Below are 25,685 nucleotides of genomic sequence, written 5' to 3'. Positions count from 1 at the left end.
GCGCTGGCCGGGAATCTGACGCTGCGCAAGGTGGACAAGGACTTCGCGGTCACCAACCGGCTGCGTACGCACGGCACCGACAACCTGCTTGCCGCGGCCGCGGAGTTCGGGGTGCGCCGGTTCGTCGCGCAGAGCGCGATGCAGGTGCTGTACGCCCGCTCCGGAGGCCCCGTCAAGGCGGAGGACGCCCCGCTCGACACGCACCCGGCCCCGGGCAGCGAGCTGACCCTCGCAGCGATCGTGTACCTGGAGCACGCGGTGACCTCCGCCCCAGGCATCGACGGCATCGTCCTGCGGTACGGCGGCTTCTACGGCCCCGGCACCTCGATCGAGCCGGGCGGCGAACAACTGGAGCTGGTCCTCAAGCGCCGGTTCCCGGTGGTCGGCGGAGGCGGCGGGGTCTGGTCGTTCACCCACGTCGCGGACGCGGCCGGCGCCGCGGTGGCCGCCGTCGAACGGGGCGCGCCCGGCATCTACAACATCGTCGACGACGAGCCGGCGCGGCTTGCCGAGTGGCTCCCGGAACTGGCCCTGCTCGCGGGCGCGAAGAAGCCCATGAGCGTCCCGCGCTGGGTGGGCCGCCTGCTGGCCGGTGAGTTCATCGCCATGGCCTCGACGGAGATCCGCGGCGCATCGAACGCGAAGGTGAAGAAGGAACTCGACTGGACCCCGCGCCACCCCTCCTGGCGCCAGGGCTTCGCGGAGATGCTGCACCGGTGACCCCCGGCCGCCACCTCAGGGGAGCGCATGCCGTGTCCGGCGCCCTCATGTTCTGCGGCCTGGTCGTGTTCGCCCTCGGCAGCATCTGGTTCATCACCTCCTCCACGACAACGGTCTTCGGCGATGGATGCGTGCCGGGCAGGATCAAACCGAGCAAGGTCTGTCCGGACGAGGGCGGGAAGGCGCTCACGTACGCAGAGGCGAGGGCGGCCGAGGAGCACGGAGTGCAGGGGATGAAGACCGGTGGGACCGTCGTCGCCGTCGGGGCGGGCCTGATCGTCCTCGGCGTCGTCGCACGTGGCCGGCGTCAGTCCCCGGGGAGGCGCTCCAGTGTCGCGGCGACATCGGTGCGGCGGGCGGTTTCGGTGAGGGCGCGGGCCATGACCGAGCCGGGCTCGCGGGAGGTGGTCACGAGGCCGACCGGGACCGTTCGGTCGGGTTCGGTCATCGGGACCGCGTGCATGCCGTGGGGTACGCCGAAGACGTGCAGCCAGGTGTGGGGCACGATGCTGGCCCAGCGTCCGGTACGGACGTGGGCGAACAGGGCCGCCACCGAGTCGGTCTCGACCCTGGGCGACGGGCGCAGGCCGGCCTCGGCGAACAGGTCGTCCAGCACTCGCCGGCCCTGCATGGCCCCGGTCAGCAGGCACAGCGGCAGTCGCGACGCCTCCGCCCAGGTCGCCTCGGTCCGTTGGGCAAGACCGTCGGCGGCTTCGGTGAGGAGCACGTACCGCTCCTGGTACAGCGGGACCGCCTGGAAGCCCTCCGGGAGTTCCCGGTGCAGGTACGTGATTCCGGCGTCGATCTCGAAGTTCTGCAGCTGCCGGAGGATGTCGTCCGACTGCATGTCCGCTCGCACCTCGACGGTGACCAGCGGGTGCTCCGTGCAGAACGGGCCGGTCAGCTGGGCGACCGCGCCCGACGCGGTCGGCACCGCGCCGATCCGCAGCCGGCCGCTCAGCCCGCTGCGCAGCGCCGTGACCTCGCTCTTGAGGGCGTCCCGGTCGGCGAGGATCCGCTGCGCCCACAGCACGATCCGCTCGCCCTCGGGGGTCAGCCCCTCGTACTTGCGGCCGCGCCGCACCAGCGGCACGTCGAGCTCGTCCTCCAGCTTGCGGACGGCCTCGGACAGGGCGGGCTGGGAGACGTAGCAGGCCTGGGCGGCACGGGCGAAGTGACGCTCCCGGGACAGGGCCACGAGGTACTCGAGTTGACGGAACAGCACTCCACGGGTCTACCCGACCGCAGTTCCGAGCGCCAATTCGCACCGCCGCGTCGCAAGCGCCGTACGAGCGCTCACGCCACGGCCAGCGGCTCCAGACGCTCCGCGCCCGTGTACACGTTCATCGACGCGCCCCGCAGGAACCCGACCAGGGTCAGCCCGCTCTCCGCGGCGAGGTCCACGGCGAGCGAGGACGGCGCGGAGACGGCCGCCAGCATGGGGATGCCGGCCATCACCGCCTTCTGCACCAGCTCGAACGAGGCCCGCCCGCTCACCATCAGTACCGTGCCGCGCAGCGGCAGCAGCCCCGACCGCAGCGCGTGGCCGACGACCTTGTCCACGGCGTTGTGCCGGCCGACGTCCTCGCGCAGGCACAGCAGTTCGCCGTCGGCGCTGAACAGCCCGGCGGCGTGCAGCCCGCCGGTGGTGTCGAACACCCGCTGGGCCGCCCGCAGCCGGTCCGGCAGCGCCGTCAGCACGTCCGGCCCGACGCGCAGCGGGTCCTCGGCGACCGACCACGCGGCCGTCGTGCGCACCGCGTCCAGGCTCGCCTTGCCGCACAGCCCGCAGGAGGACGTGGTGTAGAAGTTCCGCTCCAGGGAGGCGTCCGGGGCGGCCACGCCCGCGGCCAGGCCGACGTCCACCACGTTGTACGTGTTGCTTCGGTCGGCCGTCGCTCCCGCGCAGTACCGGATCCCGGCCACGTCCTCGGCGGAGTGCACCACGCCCTCGCTCACCAGGAACCCGGCCGCGAGGTCGAAGTCGTCGCCCGGGGTGCGCATGGTCACGGTCAGCGGCCGCCCGCCGACCCGGATCTCCATCGGCTCCTCGGCGGCCAGCGTGTCGGGGCGATGGGAGGACTCGCCCTCCCGGATGCGCAGCACCCGCCGTCGCACGGTCACTCGTCCCATGATTCGCTCCTCTCCGCGGAGCCCCGCTCCGACGGTGCTGTGCAGGTGAGCCGGTGTCCGGTCGGGCGGGGGCCCGACCGCCGACGGTATGACCCGCGGCCCGGGCCGCGGTGCTCCCACGCCGTCACGGCAGGTCCCGGCGGCTGTACCGGGCGGTGATCGCCAGGCACAGCAGGCCCACGGCCGCCAGGGCGGCGAGCAGGGCCGGGTAGGACGCGGCCCCGGCGGTGACGGCGAGCAGGAGCGGCGTGAGGAAGCCGGTGCAGGTCGCGCCGTGGTAGACGGACGCCGCCGAGGGCCGGTCCTTCGGCGCGGCGAGGCGCTCGATCTCCCGGAGGCCGGACGCGAGGGTGAGCCCGTACCCGGCCCCCAGAAGGCAGGCCGCGGCCAGCACAAGGCCGGCCGAGTTCCCGTGGACGGCGTACGCGCTCACCAGCAGCCCGCCGATCACGGCGGCCATCGCGGCGAGCGTCGCCCGCGCGCTGTGCGCGTGGTCCAGCCGGGCGGCCAGCGGCTGGACGGCGACGCCCACCGTGAGCGTCAGCGCCGTGACCACGCCGCTGAACACCGGTGCGTACCCGGGGACCCGGTCGGCGACCAGCGGCGGCAGCACGACGTACGCGACCGTGGACGCGGTGAAGACCGCCGGGGCGGCCGGAAGGACCACCCGCACGAAGCGGGGGTGCCTGATCGCCCCGCGCCACAGGTGCGCGAGCAGCGGCTCCGTAGGGGCGGCGGACGCCGACGGTGTCGTGTCCGGTACGCGGTGGGTCGCGCCGAGCACGAGCAGGGCCAGCAGGCAGTGCGCGAGACAGGGCAGCACGGTCGGACGCGGCAGCCACTCGGCAAGGGCGCCCGCCGTCAGGGCCCCGGCGGCGAAGCCGCCACCGGTGGCCCAGGCCGCCCGCCGGGCCCCGGCCTCCGGACCGGCGGACAGCTCCCGCAGCCACGTGGCCCCGGCGGTCAGGACGAGCCCGGCCGCGAAGCCGGTGGCCGGCCGGCTGACGTACACGACCGACGGCTCCACCGACGCCGCAGCCAGCAGTGCGCTGGCGGCGGCCGACACCGCCAGCGCGGGCCGCACCACGCGCCGTCGGCCCAGTCGGTTCGCGGCCGGCCTGCCGAGCAGCAGACCGGGGAGCAGCCCGAGGAGGTACGTGGTGAACATGGCGGCGACCGGGACGGCGGGCCAGCGCTCCTGGGTCCGGTACACCACGGCCAGCGGGGTGAACTGGTTCGCGCCCCACCCGGCGGCGAAGACCGCGGCCGCCGCCGGAAACCAACCGCGCGCGGTGCGGGAGAAGGGCATGCCGGAGAGTGCCTTCCTGGCTCATACGGTGCTTCGGGACGGTTCCCGGTGGAACCAGGACGCCCTTGGAGGTGAGGCAGTCGCTGATGTCGGCGACGCTGTCGAGCGGCGCCAGCACGTTGGTCTCGGGGTTAGTACGCCGCCGCCGACCCGCGGCTCGCGGGGTACGCGACCACCCGGAACCCCTCCGCGCGCCGCGGGGACGTCTGGTCGTCGGTCGGGTCCTCGATGCTGCTGCTCATGTCCGCACGCCTCATTTCGAATTTCCCTGCGGAGGTAGCTTCACGAGAATCCCGGTGAAAAGTCAAAGAGGGGTTGCCGATGACGGGAAAGGCGCGGCCTATCAAACGCAGTCGCGGCTCTGATCAGGGAGGATGTGGACTGGCGTCGGCGGAAGTCGGCGGGATGAGCGTCGCCGATCAGGTCATCGAGAATCCCTCTTCGGCTTCCCCGGGGAATTCTCCGAGGGTTTTCGAGGAGCGAGGGAAAGAGAGACCCGATCAACCCGACCGGCTGATCGTGACCTTGAGGTGCTTCATGATCGGCTGGTCGCTCTGCGTGCTGTAGTCGCCCAGCGCGCACAGCACGTTCATCTCGGGCATGTAGCCGGCCGCGCAGCCGCGCGGGATGTCGTACGGGATGGCGACATAGCCCTTCAGGTACCGCTGGCTGCCGTCCTTCGCGGTGCTCGTGATGTCGACCGGGCTCATGTCGGCGATGCCGCGCTCGCGCATGTCGGCCCGGTTCATGAAGACCAGCGTGCGCAGGTTCTTGATGCCTCGGTAGCGGTCGTTGTCGGAGTAGATGGTGGTGTTCCACTGGTCGTGGGAGCGCATCGTGCCCAGCGCGAGCATGCCGGCGGCGGGCACGACGTCGGGCAGCGGGGCGGTGGAGAACTCGGCGCGTCCGGACGGGGTCAGGAACACCAGCTCGCGGGCCGGCTGCTTGATGCGGAAGCCGAGCGGCAGCCGCACGCGGCGGTTGAAGTCCTCGAAGCCGTCGAGGGCCTTGGCCATGGTGTCGCGGATGCGGTCGTAGTCCTCGATGTACCACTCCCACGGCGTCTCGCTGTCGGGCAGCGCGGCCTTCGCCATGCCGGCGACGATGGCCGGCTCGGACAGCAGGTGCGGCGAGGCGGGCCGTTTCATGCCCAGCGACATGTGGACCATGCTCATCGAGTCCTCGACCGACGTGCTCTGGACGCCCTTGCGCTGGTGGTCCTTCTCGGTGCGGCCGAGGCACGGCAGGATCAGCGCCTGCCGGCCGTGGACGATGTGACTGCGGTTCAGCTTGGTGCTCACCTGGACGGTCAGCTCGCAGGACTGCAGCGCCGCGTACGTGTACGGGCTGTCCGGCGCCGCGAGCGCGAAGTTGCCGCCCATGCCGACGAACACCTTCACTTCGCCCCGGTGCATCGCCTTGATGGTGCTGACGGTGTCGAGCCCGTGCTCGCGCGGCGGGTCGATCTTGCAGGCCTCGGCCAGGCGGTCCAGGAAATCGTCCGACGGGCGGTGGTCGATGCCGCAGGTGCGGTTGCCCTGCACGTTGCTGTGGCCGCGCACCGGGGAGGGGCCCGCGCCCTCGCGGCCCAGGTTGCCGCGGAGCAGCAGCAGGTTGACGATCTCCCGGACGGTGTCCACGCCGTGCTCGTGCTGGGTGAGCCCCAGGCACCAGCTGACGATGCTGCGGTCGGCCTCCTCGTACACCCGCGCCGCCTTGAGGACGTCGTCGCGGCTGAGCCCGGACTGGTGCTCGATCTCCTCCCACGGCGTGCCCTCGCACAGCGTGCGGTACTCCTCGAAGCCCGTGGTGTGACGCTCGATGAACTCCTGGTCCAGGGCCTTCGGGTCGGTCGCCGACTGCTCCAGGATCGCCTTCGCCATGCCGCGCAGCAGCGCCATGTCGCCGCCGATCCGCGGCTGCAGGTTCAGCGTGCTGGTCCTGGTCGTCTTGAACAGCGCCATGTCCATGAAGTCGTGCGGGACGATGGTGCGGGTGGCGGCGGCCTCGACCAGCGGGTTGATGTGCACGATCTGGGCCCCGCGGTGGTGCGCCTCGGAGAGCGCGGTGAGCATCCGGGGCGCGTTGGAGGCGGCGTTGACGCCCAGGATGAAGAGCGCGTCGGCGCTCTCCCAGTCCTTGAGGTCGACGGTCCCCTTTCCGGTGCCCAGGGACGCCTGGAGCGCCCGGCCGCTGGCCTCGTGGCACATGTTGGAGCAGTCGGGCAGGTTGTTCGTGCCCAGCTCACGGGCCATCAGCTGGTACAGGAAGGTGGCCTCGTTGCCGAGCCGGCCCGAGGTGTAGAACGATGCCTGGTTCGGATCGTCCAGCTCGCGCAGGGTGCGGCCGACCAGTTCGAACGCGTCCTTCCAGGTGATCGGGACGTAGCGGTCCGAGTCCGGGTCGTAGACCATCGGCTCGGTGAGCCGGCCCTGGTTCTCGAGGTCGTAGTCGCTCCACTCGGTCAGCTCGGTCACCGTGTGGGCGGCGAAGAACTCCCGGCCGACCCGCTTGCTGGTCATCTCCCAGGTGACGTGCTTGATGCCGTTCTCGCAGATGTCCAGGTGGAGACCCTTGGTGTCGTCCGGCCAGGCGCATCCGGGGCAGTCGAACCCGGTGTTCTCGTGGTTCATCTTCATGATGGCGCGCGGGCCGTCCAGCAGTGCGTGCTCGCGCACCAGGAAGCGGCTCACGCTCTTGGCCGCGCCCCAGCCCGCCGCCGGGTGGTGGTAGGGGTGGAACTCCGGCTCCCCCTGGGGGACGGGCCCCACGCGGGGCTCCAGGGGGGCTTGCCGGTCGTCCTTGTCGATGGCCACGACACTCAACCCTTCCCAGCGGATATAGAGGGGTGCAGAGGGGTGCATATGAGGTGGAACCGCACCTTCGGGCAGGCTATGTCCGCCGCACCAGGCGTGCCATTCGGCTCCCGGGGCCCGCGGGCCCGCTTCCCGCGTTCGTCGGGCTGCGTTCCTGGCGACGTGCGGATAGGTTGATCGCGTTCCTTTTGTGTGTTTTTCGCGCTTTGCGCGCTTCGCTGTATTTCGCGGTCCGACGGGAGTCACATGGTCGCAGCCCAGCCCGTGCTCATGCCGCCCGCCAAGGCGGGCGTCTTCCTGGTGGCCACTGTCGCCCCCGGCGGCGAGGCCACCGTCCGCGCGGGGCTCCAGGAGCTGGCGGGGCTCACCCGCTCGGTGGCGTTCCGTTCCCCCGGCGACGCCCTCACCTGCGTCCTCGGCATCGGCTCTGCGGCATGGGACCGCCTGGCCGGCGGACCGCGCCCCCGCGAACTGCACCCCTTCCAGCCGCTGCACGGCCCGCGCCACCGCGCGCCGGCCACGCCGGGCGACCTGCTCTTCCATCTGCGCGCCCGGCGCATGGACCTCTGCTTCGAACTGGCCCGGCTGATCACGGACCGGCTCGGCCCCGCCGTCACCGTCGTCGACGAGGTGCACGGCTTCAAGTACTTCGACGAGCGCGACCTCCTCGGCTTCGTCGACGGCAGCGAGAACCCCACGGGCGGCGCCGCGGCCGAGGCGGTGTACGTCGGCGACGAGGATCCGGCGTTCCGCAATGGCAGTTACGTGATCGTCCAGAAGTACCTGCACGACCTGACGGCCTGGGAGTCGCTCACCGTCGAGCAGCAGGAACACGTCGTCGGACGCACCAAGTCCGCCAACGTCGAACTGCCCGACGACGTCAAGCCGGCGAACTCGCACGTCGCCCTCAACACGATCGAGGACGAGGACGGCGCCGAGCGGCAGATCATGCGCGACAACATGCCGTTCGGCCAGGTCGGCAGCGGCGAGTTCGGCACGTACTTCATCGGCTACGCGCGGACCCCCGCCGTGACCGAGCAGATGCTGCGGAACATGTTCCTCGGCGATCCGCCCGGCAACACCGACCGCATCCTCGACTTCTCCCGGGCCGTGACCGGCTGCCTGTTCTTCGTGCCGAGCGCCGACCTCCTCGACGACCTCCCCGCCCCGCCCGCCGAAGCCGCCCGCCTCGCGGAGTCCCTCGGCATCGGCGAGTCCCTGGGCATCGGCAGCCTGAAAGGAGCCCGGGCCTGATGACCACCCCCACGACGAGCAACCTGCACCGCGAACTCGCCCCGATCACGGCGGAGGCCTGGGCCCAGATCGAGGAGGAGGCCAGCCGCACGTTCCGCCGCCACATCGCGGGCCGCCGCGTCGTCGACGTCCCCGACCCGGCCGGCCCGGAGTTCGCCGCCGCGGGCACGGGGCATCTCGCCCATCTGACGCCGCCCGCCCCGGGCGTCACCGCCCAGCTCCGCGAGGCGCGGCCGATCGTCGACCTCCGCGTGCCGTTCACGGTGACCCGGGCTGCCGTGGACGACGTCGAGCGCGGCGCGAAGGACTCCGACTGGCAGCCCGTGAAGGACGCGGCGCGCACCATGGCCTTCGTCGAGGACCGCACCGTCTTCGACGGGTACGAGGCCGCGGGCGTCGAGGGCCTGCGCGCACGCTCGTCCAACCCGGTCCTCCGGCTGCCCACCGAGCCGCGCGACTACCCCGACGCCCTCAGCCGCGCCCTGACCTCGCTGCGCCTGGCCGGCGTCGACGGCCCGTACGCCCTGCTGCTCGGCGCCGACGAGTACGCCGCGGTCAGCGAGACCTCCGACCACGGCTACCCGATCGCCGCCCACCTGGCCCGGATGCTCGACGGCCCGCCGATCTGGGCGCCCGCGCTGCGCGGCGCGTTCGTACTGTCCATGCGCGGCGGCGACTTCGAGCTCCTGCTCGGCCAGGACCTGGCGATCGGCTACACGGGGCACGACGCGCACGGGATCGACCTGTACCTGCACGAGACCCTGACGTTCCTGGCGTACACGGACGAGGCCGTCGTCGTCCTGGAGGCCTGAGCATGCCGCTTGCCACCGTTCCCCGTGCGACCGGCGCGGTGCTCGCCGGGGCCGCCGTCGGCGTGGTCGTCGGTGTGCCGACCGAGTCCGCGTCGCTGGGCTTCCTCTCCAGCATGGCCGCGACGGAGACCTTCTTCGTCGTCAGCGGCTGGTGGGTGCTCTGGCCCATGGACTCGGAGGCCACGCACCGCAACGCCCGACGCGAGGAGTTCAGACCGGTCGTCGAGGAACTGGCCGTCGTCAGCACCGCCGTGTGCGCACTCGGCGCCATCGGGACGCTGCTCGTCTCCGACAGATCGGGCCGGAGCCAGGCCGCGGCCGCTGTCGCGCTCATGGGCGTGTTCATGGCCTGGGCGTCGCTGCAGCTGATGTACGCGGCCCGGTACGCGTTCATCTACTACACGGCGCCGGAAGGCGGGATCGACTTCAACAACAAGGACCGCCCCCGGTACGTCGACTTCCTGTACTTCAGCTACAACCTCGGCATGACCTACCAGGTCTCCGACACCGACGTCTCCAGCTCCGTGCTGCGCTCGGTCATCCTGCGGCACTGCCTGCTGTCCTATGTGTTCGGCACCAGCACGCTGGCCACCGCCGTCAACCTCGTCGTCGGGATCTTCGGCGGCTGACGTCCGGCGCGTGTTTGGAGCGGCGGCCCGTCCAACGGCAGACTCAGGCGTATGAGATCCACGACGCCGCCCTCGTCCTGCTCGAACGCGGCCACGCTCCCGTGCGCGACATGCCTCGGCGTGCCGCCCGTGGAGACGGCGTCATGACCACCGCTGTCGTCGTCGGCGGCGGGCCCAACGGGCTCGCCGCCGCGGCCCTCCTCGCCCAGGCCGGTCTGGCGGTCACGCTCCTGGAGGCGGCCGACGAGGTCGGCGGCGGCACGCGCAGCCACGAGGCGATCGTGCCCGGGCTGCTGCACGACCACTGCTCGGCCATCCACCCCATGGCCGTCGCCTCGCCGGCGCTCCGGCACCTCGACCTGGAACGGCACGGGCTGCGCTGGCTGCTCCCCGAGATCGACTGCGTGCACCCCCTGGACGACGGGACGGCCGGGGTACTGCTCCGCTCCGTCGAGGAGACCGCCGCCGGCCTCGGCGTCGACGGCCCTCGCTACCGGGCCCTGCTGGAGCCGTCGGTACGGCGCTGGGACGCGCTCGCCCAGGACGTGATGGGCCCGCTGCTGCGGATCCCGGCCCACCCTCTGCTCCTCGCCCGCTTCGGCGCGCCGACGGTCCTGCCCGCTGCCGCGCTCGCCCGCCTCTTCCGTACGCCGCAGGCGCGCGCCCTGTGGGCCGGCGTGGCGGCGCACGCGTACCGCCCGCTGTCCGATCCGCTCAGCTCGGCGATCGGGCTCGGCATCCTCACCGCCGGCCACGCCGCCGGATGGGCCGTCGCCGAAGGCGGCTCGCAGTCGATCGCCCGCGGCATGGCCGCCGTTCTGCTCGCGCACGGCGGCACGATCGAGACCGGCGTGCGGATCACCGACCGCCGGCAGATCCCGCCGGCCGACGTCACCCTGCTCGACCTCGACCCCGCCCAGGTCGCCGCCCTCTACGGCGACCGGCTGCCGGCCCGCGTCAGCGCCGCGTACACCCGCTTCCGCCGCGGACCGGGCGCGTACAAGGTCGACCTGGCCGTCGAGGGCGGCGTGCCCTGGACGGACGAGCGGGCACGACGGGCGGGAACCGTGCACCTCGGCGGCCCGCTCGCCGAAGTGGCGCGGGCGGAACGGGACGTGACGGAGGGCCGGATGCCCGAGCGTCCGTTCGTCCTGGTCGGCCAGCAGTACCTGGTCGACCCTTCCCGGTCGGTCGGCGACGTCCATCCCGTCTGGACGTACGCCCATGTCCCGCACGGCTACGACGGGGACGCCACCGAGGCGATCCTCCGGCAGCTCGAACGCTTCGCCCCCGGCGTACGCGAACGGATCGTCGGCACGCACGTCACCCGCCCGGCCGACTTCGCCGCCGCCAACCCCAACTTCGTCGGCGGCGACATCCTGACGGGAGCGAAGACCGCCCCCCGACTCGTCCTGGGCGCCCGCCCCGCACTCGACCCGTACGCCACCGGTCTGCCCGGCGTCTTCCTGTGCTCGGCGGCCACCCCGCCCGGCCCCGGGGCCCACGGCATGTGCGGCGCCGGAGCGGCGGCGTCGGCGCTGCGCCACCTGGGGGCCCGCCCGGCCTGGCAGGCTCAGGACCGCCACCAGGGCTCGCGCACGTAGTCACTTGACACTCTGCAGCTCGGCCGGTGTGTCCGGCACGGCGTGTGCTCAGGACGCGCCGCCCTGGTCGCCGATCGACACGACGACGGCGGTCGTCCGCCCTGCGGGCGTCGCGTAGGCGATGGAGTCGCCGGCGCGGTGGCCGAGCAGCGCCCGGCCGAGCGGGCTGTCGGCGGTCACCATGGTCGCGTCATGGACCTCGGCGACCTCGCCGATCTGGACGGTCGTGACCGTGCCGTCCGAGAACCGCACGGTCACGGTGCTGCCCACGCCGACAGCGTCGGTGGACGGCGCGCCCGCGACGGCCCCCTCTTCGAGCCGCCCCTCAAGCTCGGCGATGCGGCGGTCGAGCCGGGCGAGCTCGGTGCCGCGCTCCAACTCGTCGGCCTGGTCGACCCGGTCGCCCGTCTGGTCCCCGCCGCCGCCCCGCAGGGTGACGGCGACGGCTTCGCGCTCGGTGCGCAGATCGGAGAGCTCCCGCTCGATGGCCGCACGGGCGACAGCGCTGATGGGCTCGGGTCCACCGGTCATGACACTTCCCGTCGTTCGGGCGGCAGGGGCGTAGGCCGGACGACAAAATTCCGGCATTCCGAACGTATCAGGCAAACCGGACGACGGCGGTGGGGGAGCGACGTCCGGGGGATCGTTCAGTGCACAGCCTCGACGTACTGGTTGTCCACAGGTTTCGGGCGGTCGGGCCGGGGTGTCCGTGCGGGCGGCTAGGCTTTTCGAATGGCCCTCACCGACGCTTCCGCCGAGATCTCCGACGCCCTGCAGGTGCTCCACCGCGTCTTCGGATACGACTCCTTCCGCGGCGAGCAGCAGCAGATCATCGAGCAGGTCGTCGCCGGCGGCGACGCGCTCGTGCTGATGCCGACGGGCGGCGGAAAGTCGCTCTGCTACCAGATCCCGGCGCTGGTCAGAGAGGGCACCGGCGTCGTGATCTCGCCGCTGATCGCGCTGATGCAGGACCAGGTGGACGCGCTCACGGCCCTCGGCGTGCGGGCGGGGTTCCTGAACTCGACGCAGGACCCGTACCAGCGGCAGGCCGTCGAGCAGGCCTTCCTGGCCGACGAGCTGGACCTGCTCTACCTGGCTCCGGAGCGGCTGCGCACCGAGGGCACGCAGCGGCTGCTCGACCGGGGCAAGGTGTCGCTCTTCGCGATCGACGAGGCGCACTGCGTCGCCCAGTGGGGTCACGACTTCCGGCCCGACTACCTCGCCCTGTCGATGCTGCACGAGCGCTGGCCGAAGGTGCCGCGGATCGCGCTGACCGCGACGGCCACCGAGGCCACCCACGCCGAGATCGCGAAGCGGCTCGGCCTGGAGGACGCCCGGCACTTCGTCGCCAGCTTCGACCGGCCGAACATCCAGTACCGCATCGTCCCGAAGAACAGCGGTCAGAAGCAGCTGCTCGAACTGATCCGGACCGAGCACGAAGGGGACGCCGGAGTCGTCTACTGCCTCTCGCGTGCCTCGGTGGAGAAGACCGCCGCCTTCCTGGTGGAGCACGGCATCGACGCCGTCCCGTACCACGCGGGCATGGACGCCCGCGCGCGTGCCGCGAACCAGTCGCGCTTCCTGCGCGAGGACGGGGTCGTGGTGGTGGCGACCATCGCCTTCGGCATGGGCATCGACAAGCCGGATGTGCGCTTCGTGGCCCACCTCGACCTGCCGAAGTCCGTCGAGGGCTACTACCAGGAGACCGGCCGCGCCGGCCGCGACGGAGAGCCGGCCACGGCCTGGCTGGCATACGGACTGCAGGACGTGGTCCAGCAGCGCAAGCTGATCGACGGCTCCGAGGGCGACGAGGCGCACCGCCGCTCGCTGGCCGCCCACCTGGACGCGATGCTCGCGCTCTGCGAGACGGTCGACTGCCGCCGGGTGCGCCTGCTGGAGTACTTCGGCCAGTCGGGGAAGCCGTGCGGCAACTGCGACACGTGCCTGACCCCGGCCGAGTCCTGGGACGGGACGGTCGCCGCGCAGAAGCTGCTGTCCACGGTGTGGCGGCTGGCGAAGGAAAGGCGCCAGAAGTTCGGCGCCGGCCAGATCATCGACATCCTGCAGGGCAAGAAGACGGCCAAGGTCATCCAGTTCGACCACGACGGGCTCTCGGTGTTCGGCGTCGGGGCCGATCTGGGCACGGCGGAATGGCGCGGCGTCGTCCGCCAGCTCCTGGCGCAGCGGCTGCTGGCCGTGGAGGGCGACTACGGGACGCTCGTGCTGACGGACGACAGCGGCGAGGTGCTCGGCGGACGCCGCAGCGTCCCGATGCGGAAGGAGACGGCGCCGGCCGCCGCCTCCCGGAAGGCAGCCGGATCGCGCTCCGGGAAGGGCGCCCGCGTGCCGGTCGACCTGCCGGCCGCCGCGGTCCCGGTCTTCGAGGCCCTCCGCGCCTGGCGGGCCGCGACCGCCCGCGAGCAGGGCGTCCCGGCGTACGTCGTCTTCCACGACGCCACGCTGCGCGAGATCGCGACCGTGCTGCCCACCACGGTCGCGGAGCTGGGCGCCATCGGCGGCATCGGCGAGGCCAAGCTCACCAAGTACGGCCAGGGCGTCCTCGACACGCTGGGCGAGTCCCACGGGGGCGACGCGGCGGCCGAGTCACCCGCGCCGGCGGCGGCGCCCCCCGCCCCCGCGGCGGCCCAGCAGCAGCCCGCAGCGCCGCCGTACGACGAGGAGCCGCCGTTCGACCTGGACGAGATCGACCCGCCGTGGGACGACTGGCAGTGACGTAAGCGCCGCGCGCCCCCTTCGCACGTCGTCGCGCTGCGGCGAATGGCCCAAGGGTCGTTGGTCGTGCCGTCCTTGATCCATAACCTGACGCCCGGCGCGTGATCACGCGCCGGACGGACAGGAAGGCGAGCGACCCCACGTGAAACTCCCCACGCTGCACCGTATGGCCCTGCTCACCACGACGACCGCGCTGCTCACGCTGCTGGGCACCACCCCGGCAGGTGCGGCCGACGACTGGCAGAAGGTCGGCGGCGACGCCCGCAGCGGCATCAGCGGCCTCGCCTTCGAGGGCCGCACCGGCGACGGAGCCGGCGTGCACGCGCTGGTCGTGCACGACAACAAGCGGGCCGGGCAGAAGCGCCTGTCCCGGCTCACCCACCGGGACGGCGCCGCCGACGTCGCGCCGATGACCTGGGACGGGGCGGAGCCCGTGGACCTGGAGGCCGTCGAGGCCATCCCCGGCGTGCCCGGGGAGTACCTGGCGCTCACCGGCCGCGGCCTCGTGTACCGCCTGAAGGTCGCCGGCGCCACCGCGCAGGTCGTCGACTACACGCCCCTGCCCGCGATCGGCGAGGGCGACGACTTCGAGAGCTTCGCGCTCGTGGCCGGGAACGGGAAGCTGGCTGCCCTGTGGGCCGACCGCGGAGCGGGCCCGGACCGCCCCGCCACGCTGTACGCGGCGCCGCTCACGTTCGCCTCGTGGGGGCAGCCGCTGTTCGGCGCGGTGACGCGCCGGTCGTACGTGTCGACGTACCCGGCCGGCGGCGGGACGCGCCACATCTCCGACATCTCGGTGACCGACTCCGGCCGGATCCTGGTGAGTTCGGCGACGGACGCCGGCGACGACGGGCCGTTCGACTCCGCGGTCACCGAGGCGGGCCGGGTGACCGTCTCGGCGGCCGGCCGGGTCCGGGTCACGCTCGCGACGTCCCCGACCGTGCTCGGGACCTTCCCGCAGTACAAGATCGAGGCGGTGGAATGCCTCCCCGGCTCCACCGAGGCCCTCCTCGGCACCGACGACGAGAACATCGGCGGGTTCGTACGGAGCATGCCGTACTGCGGCGCCTGACCCCGGGGCTCCGGACGCAGTGACGTCCGCGGCCCGGCCCGGTGGTCTCAGGGGCCCGAAACCGCCGGGCCGGGCCCGTGACGGCGGCGACGCGGTGGGTGTTTCGATCGCGTCAAACCCTCGTCAGGAGGGTGTCAGGGGAGGCCCGGGAGGGGTGGGGGGCGGGCATACCTTCAAAGGCGTGTTCCGGCGCGACCGGCGCCGGGCCCCGTTTTCCGGGAGGAACCATGCCCCACGCCCTGTACGGAGACGATCCCGAGCCCGAAGAACAGGGCCCGGCCGCGCGGCTCTGCGTCCCCGCCCGGCCGGTCGCCCACGGCTTCACGATCCGCCTCTTCCTCACCCCGGTGGGCGACCGCACGGCGGCGGCGTTCACGTCCCCGGAGCGGCTCCGCGCCGTTCTCGGCGCGGAGCACCCCTGGATCCCCCTGTCCGAGCCCGCACTGCGAGCCCTGGTCCGTCCCCTGGGCATACGGACGTTGACCTTCGACCCGGCGCTGAGCGCCCCGACGCCATCGGCGGCGGCGACGCCCACCCCCGCCCCGACGTCCACCCCCGCGCCCGCCCCTGGCCGGCCGCTGTCCGCGCTCACCCGCTGAAGGGAACCGTCGAGATGACCATCGCGCCGCTTCCCCCCGTCACCCCCTCGTCCGACCCGCTGTCGGTCTGGCCCGCCTCCGCCGAGGAGCAGCCGCACGGCCGCGTGCTCGTCGGCGGAGTGTCGCTGGTCGACATCGCCGAGAGCCACGGCACGCCCGTGTACGTCGTCGACGAGGCCGAGTTCAGGGACCGCTGCCGCACCTACCGCGACGCCTTTCCCGGGGCCGAAGTCCACTACGCGGCCAAGGCGTTCCTGTGCCGCGCGCTCGTCCGCTGGGCGGCGGAGGAGGGCCTGGGCCTCGACGTGTGCTCCGCCGGCGAGCTGGAGCTCGCGGTCACCGCCGGCTTCCCGCCCGAGCGGATCCTGTTGCACGGCAACGCCAAGTCTCCGGCCGACCTCGACACCGCGCTGCGCCTCGGCGTCGGCCGGATCGTCATCGACAACCCCGCCGAGATCGCGCGCCTCGCCGCCGCCGTCGGGTCGAAAGGCAGGCAGAAGGTCCTGGTCCGGGTGACGCCCGGCATCAGCGCGGGCGGTCACGTCAAGGTCATGACGGGATCCGAGGACCAGAAGTTCGGGCTCTCGCTGCGGGACGGCCAGGCCCAGCACGCCATCGCCCGCATCCTGGGCCAGCCCGGCCTCCAACTCGCCGGACTCCATTGCCACTTGGGCTCCCAGATCACCGAGGTCAAGCCGTACCTCGTGGCCCTGCGCCGCCTCGTCGGCCTGATGGCCCGGATCCGCGACGCCCACGGGGTCGTCCTGCCCGAGCTCGACCTCGGCGGCGGCCACGGCATCGCGTACCGCCCCGGCGACCCCGCCCTCGACCTCACCGCCCTCGCCAGCAAGGTGCGCGCCGAACTGGCCGCGAGCTGCACCGCGGCCCGGTTGCCCGTGCCGCAGCTGATCATCGAACCGGGCCGGGCCGTCAGCGGCCCCGCGGGCATCGCGCTCTACCGGGTCCTGGCGGTCAAGGCGACCCCCGAGCGGGTCTTCGTCGCGGTGGACGGCGGGATGAGCGACAACCCGCGCCCCGCGCTCTACGGAGTGCGGTACGCGCCCCGGCTGATCGGCCGTCACTCGACCGCCGCCCCCGTGCGCACGACCGTCGTGGGACGCCACTGCGAGGCGGGGGACGTCCTCGCCGAGGACGTCCCGCTGCCGGCAGACGTGCACCCCGGCGACCTCCTGGCGGTCCCGGCCGCAGGCGCGTACCACCTCTCCATGGCGTCCTCGTACAACCTCGTCGGCCGCCCACCGGTCGTCGCCGTCCGCGACGGAGCCCTGCGGCTGCTGGTCCGCCGGGAGACCCTGGCCGACCTGCGCGCCCGCGACGTGGGTCTGTAGCCGGACGACCGAAAGATCGACCCGTACATCCCTTCGGCTAGATTGCTAGCATGCTAGTCTCGATCGCGTGAAGGACGAGGAAGTCAAGCAGTTCAACGTGTACCTGCCGATCGGGCTGATCAAGCAGGTCAAGTTCCGCGCGATCGAGTCGGGGATGTCCTTGTCGGCGCTGGTCGCCGAAGCGCTGCGCGCCTACCTCGCCGACGCCTCCGGGGAACAAGAGCGATCGACCGAGAAGGAGACCTGACATGGCGACCGAAGGCATCGAGGCCGTGTTCGTGGAGACCCACAACTGGGGCAGGAGCGCGAAGTTCTTCCAGGCGCTCGGCTACGAGCTGGAGTTCTCGACCGACCACGGCTCCGGCCTGCTGCGCAACGGCGACGGTCCGTACGTCTTCATCGCGGAGATCCCCGAGGACCGGGAGCTCCGGACACAGGTCGTGTTCAAGGTGGCGGACGCGGAGGCCTTCCGCCCCGACGGCGTCGTCGAGGTCGTCACGCCGTTCGAGGACACCCACTACGGGACGCGCGAGATGACCGTCCGCGACCCGGACGGGCGGCTGTGGAACCTCCAGGCCCCCGCGAAGAGCTGACGCACCAAGAGCCGACGCACCACAAGCTGAAGAAATGCAAACGGGAGGGACATCATGACGAACGAGCAGCAGACGCAGACCATGTCACCGAACAACACCGCGGTGCGGTGCGCCTTATGGCGGGCGATGCACGTACGGGTCGACGCGTCGCCGCACGTGCTGGAGGACGAGATCGGCCTGCGGCTCGTGGCCCCCGACGACGACTGGCACCGCCGCCCGGACATGGACCCGCACTTCACGAGCGGCTTCCGGGCGGCCATGGTGGCCCGCGGGCGATTCATCGAGGACCTGGTGGCCGAGCAGGCCGACCGCGGAGTCGACCAGTACGTGATCCTGGGCGCGGGCCTCGACACCTTCGCGCAGCGCAGGCCGGAGTTCGCCGCCCGCCTGCGCGTCTTCGAGATCGACGAGCCCGCCACCCAGGCGTGGAAGCGCCGCCGCCTGGAAGAACTCGGCTACGACGTCCCCGACTGGCTGCACCTCGTGCCGGTCGACTTCGAGGCGAGCGAGTCCTGGCTGGAGCAGCTGGCCGCCGCCGGCTTCGACGCCCGCCGACCGGCGACCATCGTCTCCACCGGCGTCTCCATGTACCTCACCAAGGACACCACCGCCGCCACCCTCCGCCAGGTCGCCGGGCTGGCGCCCGGCACGACGTTCGCCATGACCTTCCTGCTGCCGAACGAACTCGTCGACGAGGCCGACCGTCCCGGCCTGCGGGCGAGCGAGGCGGGCGCGCGAGCGTCCGGCACGCCGTTCGTCAGCTTCTACACCCCGGCGGAGATGCTGGAACTGGCCCATGAAGCCGGCTTCAAGCAGGCCCAGCACGTCTCCGGAGCCTCGCACGCAGACCGCTACTTCGCCGGCCGCCCCGACGGCCTCCGGCCCTCCAGCGGTGAGGACGTGCTGCTGGTCACTACCTGACCTCGCGGGTGGCCGTGATCGTGGCGACGGTCCAAGCCGTCGTCCACACGGCGCCGACGAGCAGGGCCGCGACGGCGGTGAGCATGTGGGGCGGGGTGGGGCCCAGGCTCTGCGCAAGGCCCGCCGCGCGGGCGCCGAAGCCGAGGACGCCCGCCCCCACCATCGCGATGCCCGCCCAGGAGACGACGAGCGCCGGCCAGCGGACGAGCCGCGTCCGCGGCAGGCGGACGAGGAGCAGTGCGAGGGCGGCCATGAGCAAGCCGAGGCCGGCGTTGGCGAGTTGGGCGGTCTCGACGTCGGCGACGGCGGCGTAGGCGTCGGCCGGGGCGGGGAAGCCCGGCATGCCCAGCTCGCCCGCCCTCGCCAGGTCCACCTTGCTGACGGTGTAGGCGAGCGCGCCGAGGCAGGCGGTGAGGGCTGCGGCCAGGTGCGTCGTGCGGGAGCGGGTCATGGCTTCATCCTCCGGCGAGCCGCTCCCCGCCCACCTCCTCCGCTCGTACCGACTGCCTCCGCCGCGCGGGGGAGAAGGTCGGAGCTGCCGCAACCCGCTGCCGACCGGCCCGCCCGCCATCGGCGCGTACGCGGGCCCCGGCGTCGACTGCGCGGGCGCGGGCCTGCCGGACGGGACGTACACGGCGGGCCTGTCCGGCACCACCGCGGTCCTGGACGTCCCGGCTCCACGCCGGTCCGCGGCGCCCAACTCGTCGTGTGGGCCGCGCACGGCGGTGCCGACCGGCGCCGGGCGCTCACGGGGTCTGACGCGACGGTGGCGGTCTTCTAAGCTTTCGGGCCATGGCGTACCAGCTCACGCACGAGGCCGAGGCCTTCATCAACTTCCGGGACCACACGTTCCCGGGTCCGGGTTCGCACGGCTTCAGATGGGTCGACGTCAAACATCTGCGGCTGCCCGCGGAGCCCCCCGGCGACAGGGAGCTGCTCGCCGCACTCATCCGCCATGAACAGTTCCGTGACGACTACGCAGGCGGCGGAGTGCAGCCGGACGGGACTCGGCACGGCCCGTACTGGCTGAGCGCGCTCACCCCGGACGTGTACGAGGCCGTCGGCCACGAGAAGAGCGCGCACATCCTGGCGGAGTGGGCGAACCGCCCCGGGCCCGTGCCCGCCGAGCTGGCGGCGGCACTCCGGCGGGAGGTATCCGACCGCCTGGCCGCGGCGGACCAGGTTTACTACCTCAGCGGGCTCGGCGAAGAGGCGTTCCACGACTGGGGCGGGGTGCACGGGGACTTCCACGAGTTCGTGTGGGTCGACCGCGCGGCGGGCCGGCTCACGCTGCTCGTCGCGGCGGACGACTGAACCGCACGTCCTAGTGGTGGTCGAGCCAGCGTCGTGCCGCAGCGCTCAACGGCGGCTCGTCCGGCTCTTCCCCGTAGTCCATCAAGCCCTCCGCCACTGCCTCGGCCCACCGGCGGAGGACCTGCGAACGATGCGGCGCCTTCAGCACGGAGGTGCTGATGTCGTGCTCCCACGTCGTCGCGAAGCACAGCACGTTCCCGTCGAGCGAGAGCATGCGGAACTCGGGACGGCAGGGCGCGCTGCCGAGCAGTCCGCCGGCGCCCTTCCCCATGAGGTCCCACTCGCTCTGCAGTTCGACGCAGACCCACTGTGGGAGGCGGTTCTCATCGGGCTGGAGCGCGAGCAGGAACCTGCGGTCGGTCTCGGAGAAGAGTCCTCCTTCGACCGACAGCCGGTACCAGTCGGCGTTGGCCTTCTCGCGCAGCTGCGGCTCGAGGACGTCCAGCATGGCCTCGACGCGCCCGTCCTCGGACGGGACGCTCGCTGCCTGGCCGGTGACGATGAGCGGAATGAGCCCTTCGGGCTCGGTCCACCCGTCCACGATCCGCAGACCCGCTGCGGCGAGAGCTTCCACGACCTTGTGCTCTACCAAATCTGTAGCAGCCTCTTTCACTTGCCCGGCAGTCGCCCGACGTATCCGTACGCGTGGCTGTGATTGTAGGTGCGGTCGACGGCGGCGGAACGCGCAGCGGCCCGGCGGGGAGTCCGCCGGGCCGCTGCGTGTGTGGGGGTGGGGGTCAGCCCACGAGGTGGGATTCGCGTGACGAGTGCTGCACCGGGGGCGCGGGCCGCTCCGCCAGATTCTCGCCTTCGACGTCGATGTTCGGGAGGATCCGGTCCAGCCACTTCGGGAGCCACCAGGCGGACTTGCCGAGGAGGGCGAACAGGGCGGGGACTATGGCCATGCGGACGACGAAGGCGTCGAACAGGACCGCCGCCGCGAGGCCGAAGCCGATCATCTTCACGAAGTCGTTGTCCTCCATGATGAAGCCGGAGAAGACGCTGGTCATGATGATCGCCGCGGCGCTGACCACCCGGCCGCCGTACCGGAACCCGGTCACGACCGCCTCGCCGGGGCGCGCTCCGTGGACGTACGCCTCGCGCATCCGGGACACCAGGAACACCTCGTAGTCCATCGCCAGGCCGAAGACCACGCCGATCAGGAAGATCGGCAGGGTGCTCATGACCGGGCCGGGGTGGTCGACGCCCAGGAACTCCGCCAGCCAGCCCCACTGGAAGACGGCCACGACCGCACCGAGCGCCGCGCTCACCGAGAGCAGGAAGCCGAGCGCCGCCTTCAGCGGGACCAGCACGGAGCGGAAGACCAGCATCAGCAGCAGGAACGCCAGGCCGACGACCAGGGCGAGGTAGGGCAGCAGCGCGTCGTCCAGCGTCTGCGAGAAGTCGATGAACATCGCGGTCTGACCGGCGACCATGATCGCGGACGCCCCCGTACGGGCCTCAAGGCCGCCCGCCATGTCCCGCAGCGAGCGCACCAGGTCCTCGGTCGCGGCCTCGGTGGGGCCGGTCGCCGGGACCACATTCACGACGGCGGTGTCGCCCGCCGGGTTGGCCGTGGCCGGCGAGACGGCGTCGACTCCGCGCACGCCCTCCAGCGCCGTGCGCACCTTCTCCGCCGCCGCCTTCGCGTCGTTCGCCTCGACGGTGACCATGAGCGGACCGTTGAAGCCCGGCCCGAAGGAGTCCGACAGCAGGTCGTACGCCTTGCGCTGCGTGGTCTCCGGGGCCATCGTGCCCTCGCCCGGCAGCCCGAGTTCGAGGCTCGCGGCGGGCACGGCGACCGCGCCCAGGCCCAGTACGCCGGTCAGCAGCACGACGACCGGCCGGCGCAGCACGAACCCGGCCCAGCGGGCGCCGAGGTTGGGCTTGCGGCGCGCCGCACGCTTTGCGGCCTTCCGCTGCTGACGCGCCGTCAGCGGCTTGCCGGTGTACTGCTTGCGGTCCCTGCGAGCCAGCACCTTGACCGGGGCGAAGCCGAGCAGCGCCGGTACGAACGTGATCGCGACGAGCACGGCCACGGCGACCGTGCCGGCCGCGGTCAGGCCCATCTTGGTGAGCATCGGGACGTTCACCACGGCGAGCCCCGCCAGGGCGATGATGACAGTGAGTCCGGCGAAGACGACGGCCGAGCCCGCGGTGCCCACGGCGCGCGAGGCGGCGTCCGCGCGCTCGCGGCCCTCGGCGATCTCGGAGCGGTAGCGGGAGACGATGAACAGCGCGTAGTCGATCCCGACGGCCAGACCGATCATCATCGCGAGCGTCGACGTCGTGGCCGACAGGCCGAGCGTGCTGCCCAGCGCGGTGATGCCGCTGATCCCGATGCCGACCCCGATCATCGCCGTCAGCAGGGGCATTCCGGCGGCCACCAGGGAGCCGAAGGTGAGCAGCAGGACGACGGCGGAGATGAGGATGCCGAGCTTCTCGCCCGTACCGCCCATCGCCTGCTCGATCTTGACGGCGTCGCCGCCCGCCTCGACGACCAGGCCCGTGTCGCGGGCCGTCTCCATCGCGTCGGTGAGCCCGTCGTGCGCCGCGTCGGTCAGCTCGGTGGCGGACGCCGTGTACGTGACGTAGGCGTACGTGGTCGTACGGTCTCCGCTCACCGCGTTCGCCTTGAACGGGTCGGCCACGCCCGCGACTTGAGGGGCCTTCATGAGGTCGGCGACGAGCTTCTCGACCTGTGCCTTGCGGGCGGGGGAGGTGATCTTCTCGGTGCCGGGAGCGCGGATGACGACACGGGCGGCGGCGCCGTCAGCTCGGGCGTCCGGGAACTTCGCCTGGAGGAGGTCGAACGCCTTCTGCGACTCCGTGCCCGGCATCGAGAAGGCGTCGGCGGGTGGGGCGGCCGCGGTGGAGGCCGCGAAGCCCGCCCCGACGAGGGCCACGACCCAGAAGAGGACGACCAGGCCTCGTCGCCGGAAGGCGAAGCGACCCAGTTTCGAGAGGAAGGAAGCCATGGTGGAGGAGGTCCTGTCGGTGAGTGAAGGAGCCCGGGCCTGACGTGTGTGGGCGTGTGCGCAGGTGGGGCCGTACCGGCGGCCACTGTGCGAGGCCGCCGCGTTTATGACGCCATGGTGGCACCATTATGGTGCCATGCGCAAGCCGAGATGGCGCTGAGTGGCGCGCTAATGGCGCATTATTGGCGCACGGATGGTGCTGTGTGGTGCCGCGTGGTGCCACGACGGTGTCGGCAGGGCTGCCACCGGCCGTCCGGCGCGGCACCCGCGTCAAGGCCGCGTATGAACCCGGCGCCCCCGCGTCAAGAGCGCGGGAGGACGGCTCGGCATCGCCCGGGCGAGACCTCAGTCTGGGCGGGACCAGTCATGAAAGGGATCACCGAATGGCCGTCCTGACCTCCTCGAACCGCACCGCGCCGAGCGCCGAGGAACCCCCCGACACCGGTGCGCGGCACCGGCTCACCGCCGTCACCGGACTCGCCGCGCTCTCGCTCGACGCGATGGCCTCGGTGGCGTCTCTTCCGGGACGCGCCCGCGTCCGTCGAGGCGGCCGCGGCCCACGCCTCGGTCCTGGCCGACAACGCGACCACCGTCGGCGCCCTCCTGCTGCTGAAGGCCTTCGCCTCCGGCTGTTCCGCCCTGACCGGCGTCGAGGCCATCGCGAACGCCGTGCCGTCCTTCCGTGCCCCGGCCGCCCGCCGGGCGATGCGGGCGGAGGTCGCGCTCGGCGTGATGTTGATCGGCCTGTCCGTGCTGATCTCCCGGTTCGGGCTCCAGCCGGTCGAGGGCGTCACTGTCCTCGCACAGCTCGCCGATGCCTCCCTGGGGCACAACTGGGGCTTCTACGTAGTCCAGTTCGCCACCATGGTGCTTCTGGCGCTCTCCGCGAACACCTCCTTGGGCGGCCTTCCGGTCCTGCTGAAGCTGCTCGCACGCGACAACTACGTGCCGCACGTCTTCGGCCTCAAGGCCGACCGCCAGGTGCACCGGCACGGCGTGGTGTGGCTGGCGGTCGTGTCCGCGGCGCTGCTCGTCTTCTCCGGCGGCGACACGAACACCCTCTCCGCCTACGTGCGCGAGCTCGCCCGGACCGAGCCCGGCGCCCGGGTCACCGTGCTCATCGCGGAGACGGAGCCGGAGCGTCTGTGGCAGCGCCTGCTGCAGAACCAGCGGGGCGCGGTCGTCGCGCACGCCGTCCGGCGCGACACGGACGCCGTGATCTGTCGCCTCCGGTTCCGCATCGCGCGCTGACGGGCGCACATCAGGGAAGCGTCAGGATCCCCGCGCCGGGCGGCACATGTCGCACGCCGGGTCGCAGCCTGGAGGCACAGGCGATCGGAGGTGGACCATGAAGTATCCGCTCCGGGACGCCCTCGCCGTCGCGGCGGGGCTCCTCGCACCGTTCCTTGCGGCGCTCGCGCTGCTGCCGCTGCGCACGAGCGTGACGCACACCAACCTCGCACTGCTGCTCGTCGTCGTGGTCGTCGCCGTCGCGGCGCTCGGCAGCAGGCTCGGCGGCGCGCTGGCGGCGCTGTCGGCGGCGGCCTGGTTCGACTTCTTCCACACCGAGCCGTACCAGAGCTTCCACATCCAGGACCGCGCCGACGTCGAGACCGCCGTACTGCTGCTGATCGTCGGTCTGATCGTCTCGCAACTCGCCGTTCGCGCACGGGTGTTGGAGCAGGTGGCGGTCTCGGGAGCCGGTCGTCTGGAGCGGCTGCACGCCGCCACCCGGAGGGTCCGGCTCGGCGCCGCGCCCGACGACGCCGTTCGGCAGGTGCGCGAGGAGCTCGTCGAGGTACTGGGCCTTGACGCGTGCCGCTTCGAGTACGGGATGCTCCTCGGACGGCCGCCCCGGCTCGAACACGACGGCTCGGTCCAGGTGGCCGGCTGGATCTGGGACCTGGACCGGCAGGGGTGGCCGGAGGGCGAGATCGAACTGCGGGCCGTCGCCCACGGCCGCTATCAGGGCCGGTACATGATGACGCCCCGGCCGGGCAGCCTGCCGCCGCCCCTGGAGGACCGTCTGGTCGCGGTGGACCTGGCGGACCGCGCCGCCGCCGCGCTCGACCGGGCGGAGCCGGCCCGCGAGGCCCTGTGACCGCGAGGCCTCAGGACGCCGAGCCGGCGCTCCATTCGACGACGGGCGGCCGGACTTGGGCGCACAGCGGCTGGCCCTTGGCGTCGGTGAGACCGAGGCGCGCCACCAGCAGCCCGGATCGCACCGCGGCGTCGACGACGCCCGGCTCGACGGCGCCGAGCATCAGCTTGGCGCGGCGGAACATGGTGAAGCCCCCGCCCTCGTCGACCGTGCCCCAGGACAGGTAGACGAACCGCCCGTCGGGGCGGCCCTGGATGTAACGCCCCTTGAGGTCGAAGCCCGTTGCGGTCGGCGTCGCCGTGCAGTCCAGCGTCCATGTCGCGGACGGCGCGTCACCGGGATGCAGGTCGAGCAGCTCGTCCGGACGTTCGCGTCGCTGGACCGCGACATGGATGTTCCGGTAGCCGGGGAAGCCCGGGGCGGCCGCGCAGGTGCGCCCGGGAAGGTCGACGGCTTCGATCCTCATCTGCATGCGGCCATCATTCACGAGCCGGTCCCGGAGCGGATCGGCCGCTCACGAACGGCGCGGTCCGGTGGCTCTTGAGAAGGCGCCGCGTGCGACGACGCGTCGCACGCGGCAGGCCCACCGTGATGCTTCCCGTGGTTTCTAGCGGTCCCTCTCGTCCGGTTCCGGAGGCAGGCCGGCGTCCTCGCGGTCCTCTTCGAGGCGTCGCTCGAGTTCCTTGTCGTCGGGTCGGCGGGGCATGCCGCGACTGTGCCCGGAGTCCGGGTCGCCTTCGACCTTCTT

23 protein-coding genes and 1 pseudogene are annotated in these 25,685 nt (G+C 72.4%); 15 read left to right on the top strand and 9 right to left on the bottom strand.

Features of this window, described 5'->3' with window-relative positions; all coding sequences use genetic code 11:
• Positions 1 to 720, top strand: a 720-nt coding sequence (locus VIU94_RS18175) for an NAD-dependent epimerase/dehydratase family protein (RefSeq protein WP_331912761.1), incomplete at its 5' end; no start/stop codon positions are given.
• 307 nt (positions 721 to 1,027) lie between these two features.
• On the opposite strand, the gene VIU94_RS18170 is transcribed toward VIU94_RS18175, so the two are convergent.
• The 4 genes from VIU94_RS18170 to VIU94_RS18155 form a co-directional block, all read right to left on the bottom strand.
• The gene (locus VIU94_RS18170; RefSeq protein ID WP_331912759.1) at positions 1,028 to 1,945 is read right to left on the bottom strand and encodes a LysR family transcriptional regulator; all 918 of its coding nucleotides are present in this window, start codon (positions 1,943 to 1,945) and stop codon (positions 1,028 to 1,030) included.
• A 71-nt stretch (positions 1,946 to 2,016) separates the two neighbouring features.
• Positions 2,017 to 2,853, bottom strand: a complete 837-nt coding sequence (gene fdhD / locus VIU94_RS18165; protein ID WP_331912757.1) for a formate dehydrogenase accessory sulfurtransferase FdhD — start codon at positions 2,851 to 2,853, stop codon at positions 2,017 to 2,019.
• A 124-nt stretch (positions 2,854 to 2,977) separates the two neighbouring features.
• Positions 2,978 to 4,162: an MFS transporter gene (locus tag VIU94_RS18160; protein ID WP_331912755.1), complete on the bottom strand. Its 1,185-nt coding sequence runs from the start codon at positions 4,160 to 4,162 to the stop codon at positions 2,978 to 2,980.
• A gap of 500 nt (positions 4,163 to 4,662) precedes the next feature.
• Positions 4,663 to 6,978 carry an FdhF/YdeP family oxidoreductase gene (locus tag VIU94_RS18155; protein WP_331912753.1) on the bottom strand — a complete coding sequence of 772 codons (2,316 nt, stop codon included), beginning with the start codon at positions 6,976 to 6,978 and terminating at the stop codon, positions 4,663 to 4,665.
• A gap of 246 nt (positions 6,979 to 7,224) precedes the next feature.
• Between VIU94_RS18155 and VIU94_RS18150 the strand changes: the two genes are divergently transcribed.
• From VIU94_RS18150 to VIU94_RS18135, 4 genes are all read left to right on the top strand, one after another.
• Positions 7,225 to 8,232 carry a Dyp-type peroxidase gene (locus VIU94_RS18150; RefSeq protein WP_331912751.1) on the top strand — a complete coding sequence of 336 codons (1,008 nt, stop codon included), beginning with the start codon at positions 7,225 to 7,227 and terminating at the stop codon, positions 8,230 to 8,232.
• Entirely contained in the window at positions 8,232 to 9,044 is an 813-nt protein-coding gene (locus VIU94_RS18145) for a family 1 encapsulin nanocompartment shell protein (protein ID WP_331912749.1), read from the top strand. Before VIU94_RS18150 ends, VIU94_RS18145 begins: the two co-directional genes overlap by 1 nt.
• Positions 9,045 to 9,046: 2 nt before the next feature.
• Positions 9,047 to 9,673, top strand: a complete 627-nt coding sequence (locus VIU94_RS18140) for a DUF1345 domain-containing protein (protein ID WP_331912747.1) — start codon at positions 9,047 to 9,049, stop codon at positions 9,671 to 9,673.
• Between the two features lie 143 nt (positions 9,674 to 9,816).
• On the top strand, positions 9,817 to 11,277 hold the full coding sequence (locus tag VIU94_RS18135; protein ID WP_331912745.1) for a phytoene desaturase family protein: 1,461 nt from the start codon (positions 9,817 to 9,819) through the stop codon (positions 11,275 to 11,277).
• A gap of 48 nt (positions 11,278 to 11,325) precedes the next feature.
• Here VIU94_RS18135 and VIU94_RS18130 read toward each other — a convergent pair whose 3' ends face one another.
• Positions 11,326 to 11,808 (bottom strand): GreA/GreB family elongation factor, encoded by a 483-nt coding sequence (locus tag VIU94_RS18130; RefSeq protein WP_331912744.1) that lies wholly within the window; start codon positions 11,806 to 11,808, stop codon positions 11,326 to 11,328.
• Positions 11,809 to 12,009: 201 nt separating this feature from the next.
• Here VIU94_RS18130 and recQ point away from each other — a divergent pair, with 201 nt between their 5' ends.
• The 7 genes from recQ to VIU94_RS18095 all read left to right on the top strand — a co-directional run bounded on the left by recQ (position 12,010) and on the right by VIU94_RS18095 (position 18,544).
• On the top strand, positions 12,010 to 14,010 hold the full coding sequence (recQ, locus tag VIU94_RS18125; protein WP_331912742.1) for a DNA helicase RecQ: 2,001 nt from the start codon (positions 12,010 to 12,012) through the stop codon (positions 14,008 to 14,010).
• Positions 14,011 to 14,176: 166 nt separating this feature from the next.
• Complete coding sequence (locus VIU94_RS18120; protein WP_331912740.1) at positions 14,177 to 15,082, top strand: hypothetical protein; 906 nt, start codon at positions 14,177 to 14,179, stop codon at positions 15,080 to 15,082.
• A 227-nt stretch (positions 15,083 to 15,309) separates the two neighbouring features.
• Entirely contained in the window at positions 15,310 to 15,681 is a 372-nt protein-coding gene (locus tag VIU94_RS18115; protein ID WP_331912738.1) for an SAV_915 family protein, read from the top strand.
• A 14-nt stretch (positions 15,682 to 15,695) separates the two neighbouring features.
• Entirely contained in the window at positions 15,696 to 17,030 is a 1,335-nt protein-coding gene (gene lysA, locus VIU94_RS18110) for a diaminopimelate decarboxylase (RefSeq protein ID WP_331912736.1), read from the top strand.
• Between the two features lie 67 nt (positions 17,031 to 17,097).
• The gene (locus tag VIU94_RS18105; protein WP_331912734.1) at positions 17,098 to 17,277 is read left to right on the top strand and encodes a ribbon-helix-helix domain-containing protein; all 180 of its coding nucleotides are present in this window, start codon (positions 17,098 to 17,100) and stop codon (positions 17,275 to 17,277) included.
• Position 17,278: 1 nt separating this feature from the next.
• On the top strand, positions 17,279 to 17,623 hold the full coding sequence (locus VIU94_RS18100; protein ID WP_331912732.1) for a VOC family protein: 345 nt from the start codon (positions 17,279 to 17,281) through the stop codon (positions 17,621 to 17,623).
• Positions 17,624 to 17,677: 54 nt separating this feature from the next.
• Positions 17,678 to 18,544, top strand: coding sequence for a class I SAM-dependent methyltransferase (locus VIU94_RS18095; RefSeq protein ID WP_331912730.1), 867 nt, complete (start codon positions 17,678 to 17,680; stop codon positions 18,542 to 18,544).
• Here VIU94_RS18095 and VIU94_RS18090 read toward each other — a convergent pair.
• Positions 18,537 to 18,995: a hypothetical protein gene (locus tag VIU94_RS18090; protein WP_331912728.1), complete on the bottom strand. Its 459-nt coding sequence runs from the start codon at positions 18,993 to 18,995 to the stop codon at positions 18,537 to 18,539. The genes VIU94_RS18095 and VIU94_RS18090 overlap by 8 nt on opposite strands.
• A gap of 341 nt (positions 18,996 to 19,336) precedes the next feature.
• Between VIU94_RS18090 and VIU94_RS18085 the strand changes: the two genes are divergently transcribed.
• Complete coding sequence (locus tag VIU94_RS18085) at positions 19,337 to 19,858, top strand: hypothetical protein (protein ID WP_331912726.1); 522 nt, start codon at positions 19,337 to 19,339, stop codon at positions 19,856 to 19,858.
• Between the two features lie 10 nt (positions 19,859 to 19,868).
• On the opposite strand, the gene VIU94_RS18080 is transcribed toward VIU94_RS18085, so the two are convergent.
• Both VIU94_RS18080 and VIU94_RS18075 read right to left on the bottom strand, forming a co-directional pair.
• Positions 19,869 to 20,432, bottom strand: coding sequence for a hypothetical protein (locus tag VIU94_RS18080; RefSeq protein WP_331912724.1), 564 nt, complete (start codon positions 20,430 to 20,432; stop codon positions 19,869 to 19,871).
• Positions 20,433 to 20,595: 163 nt separating this feature from the next.
• Positions 20,596 to 22,836: an MMPL family transporter gene (locus VIU94_RS18075; protein WP_331912722.1), complete on the bottom strand. Its 2,241-nt coding sequence runs from the start codon at positions 22,834 to 22,836 to the stop codon at positions 20,596 to 20,598.
• A gap of 516 nt (positions 22,837 to 23,352) precedes the next feature.
• Here VIU94_RS18075 and VIU94_RS18070 point away from each other — a divergent pair.
• Together VIU94_RS18070 and VIU94_RS18065 are read left to right on the top strand one after the other, a co-directional pair.
• A pseudogene (locus VIU94_RS18070) lies at positions 23,353 to 24,087 on the top strand (amino acid permease); the annotation flags it as partial.
• A gap of 97 nt (positions 24,088 to 24,184) precedes the next feature.
• Positions 24,185 to 24,937: a DUF4118 domain-containing protein gene (locus VIU94_RS18065; protein ID WP_331912720.1), complete on the top strand. Its 753-nt coding sequence runs from the start codon at positions 24,185 to 24,187 to the stop codon at positions 24,935 to 24,937.
• 10 nt (positions 24,938 to 24,947) lie between these two features.
• On the opposite strand, the gene VIU94_RS18060 is transcribed toward VIU94_RS18065, so the two are convergent.
• Complete coding sequence (locus VIU94_RS18060) at positions 24,948 to 25,409, bottom strand: DUF5990 family protein (RefSeq protein WP_331912718.1); 462 nt, start codon at positions 25,407 to 25,409, stop codon at positions 24,948 to 24,950.
• Positions 25,410 to 25,685 lie beyond the last annotated feature (276 nt).

It is taken from the genome of Streptomyces sp. (assembly GCF_036566765.1).
Taxonomy (GTDB): Bacteria; Actinomycetota; Actinomycetes; order Streptomycetales; family Streptomycetaceae; genus Streptomyces.
This window is presented reverse-complemented; position numbering and strand designations above follow the sequence as displayed.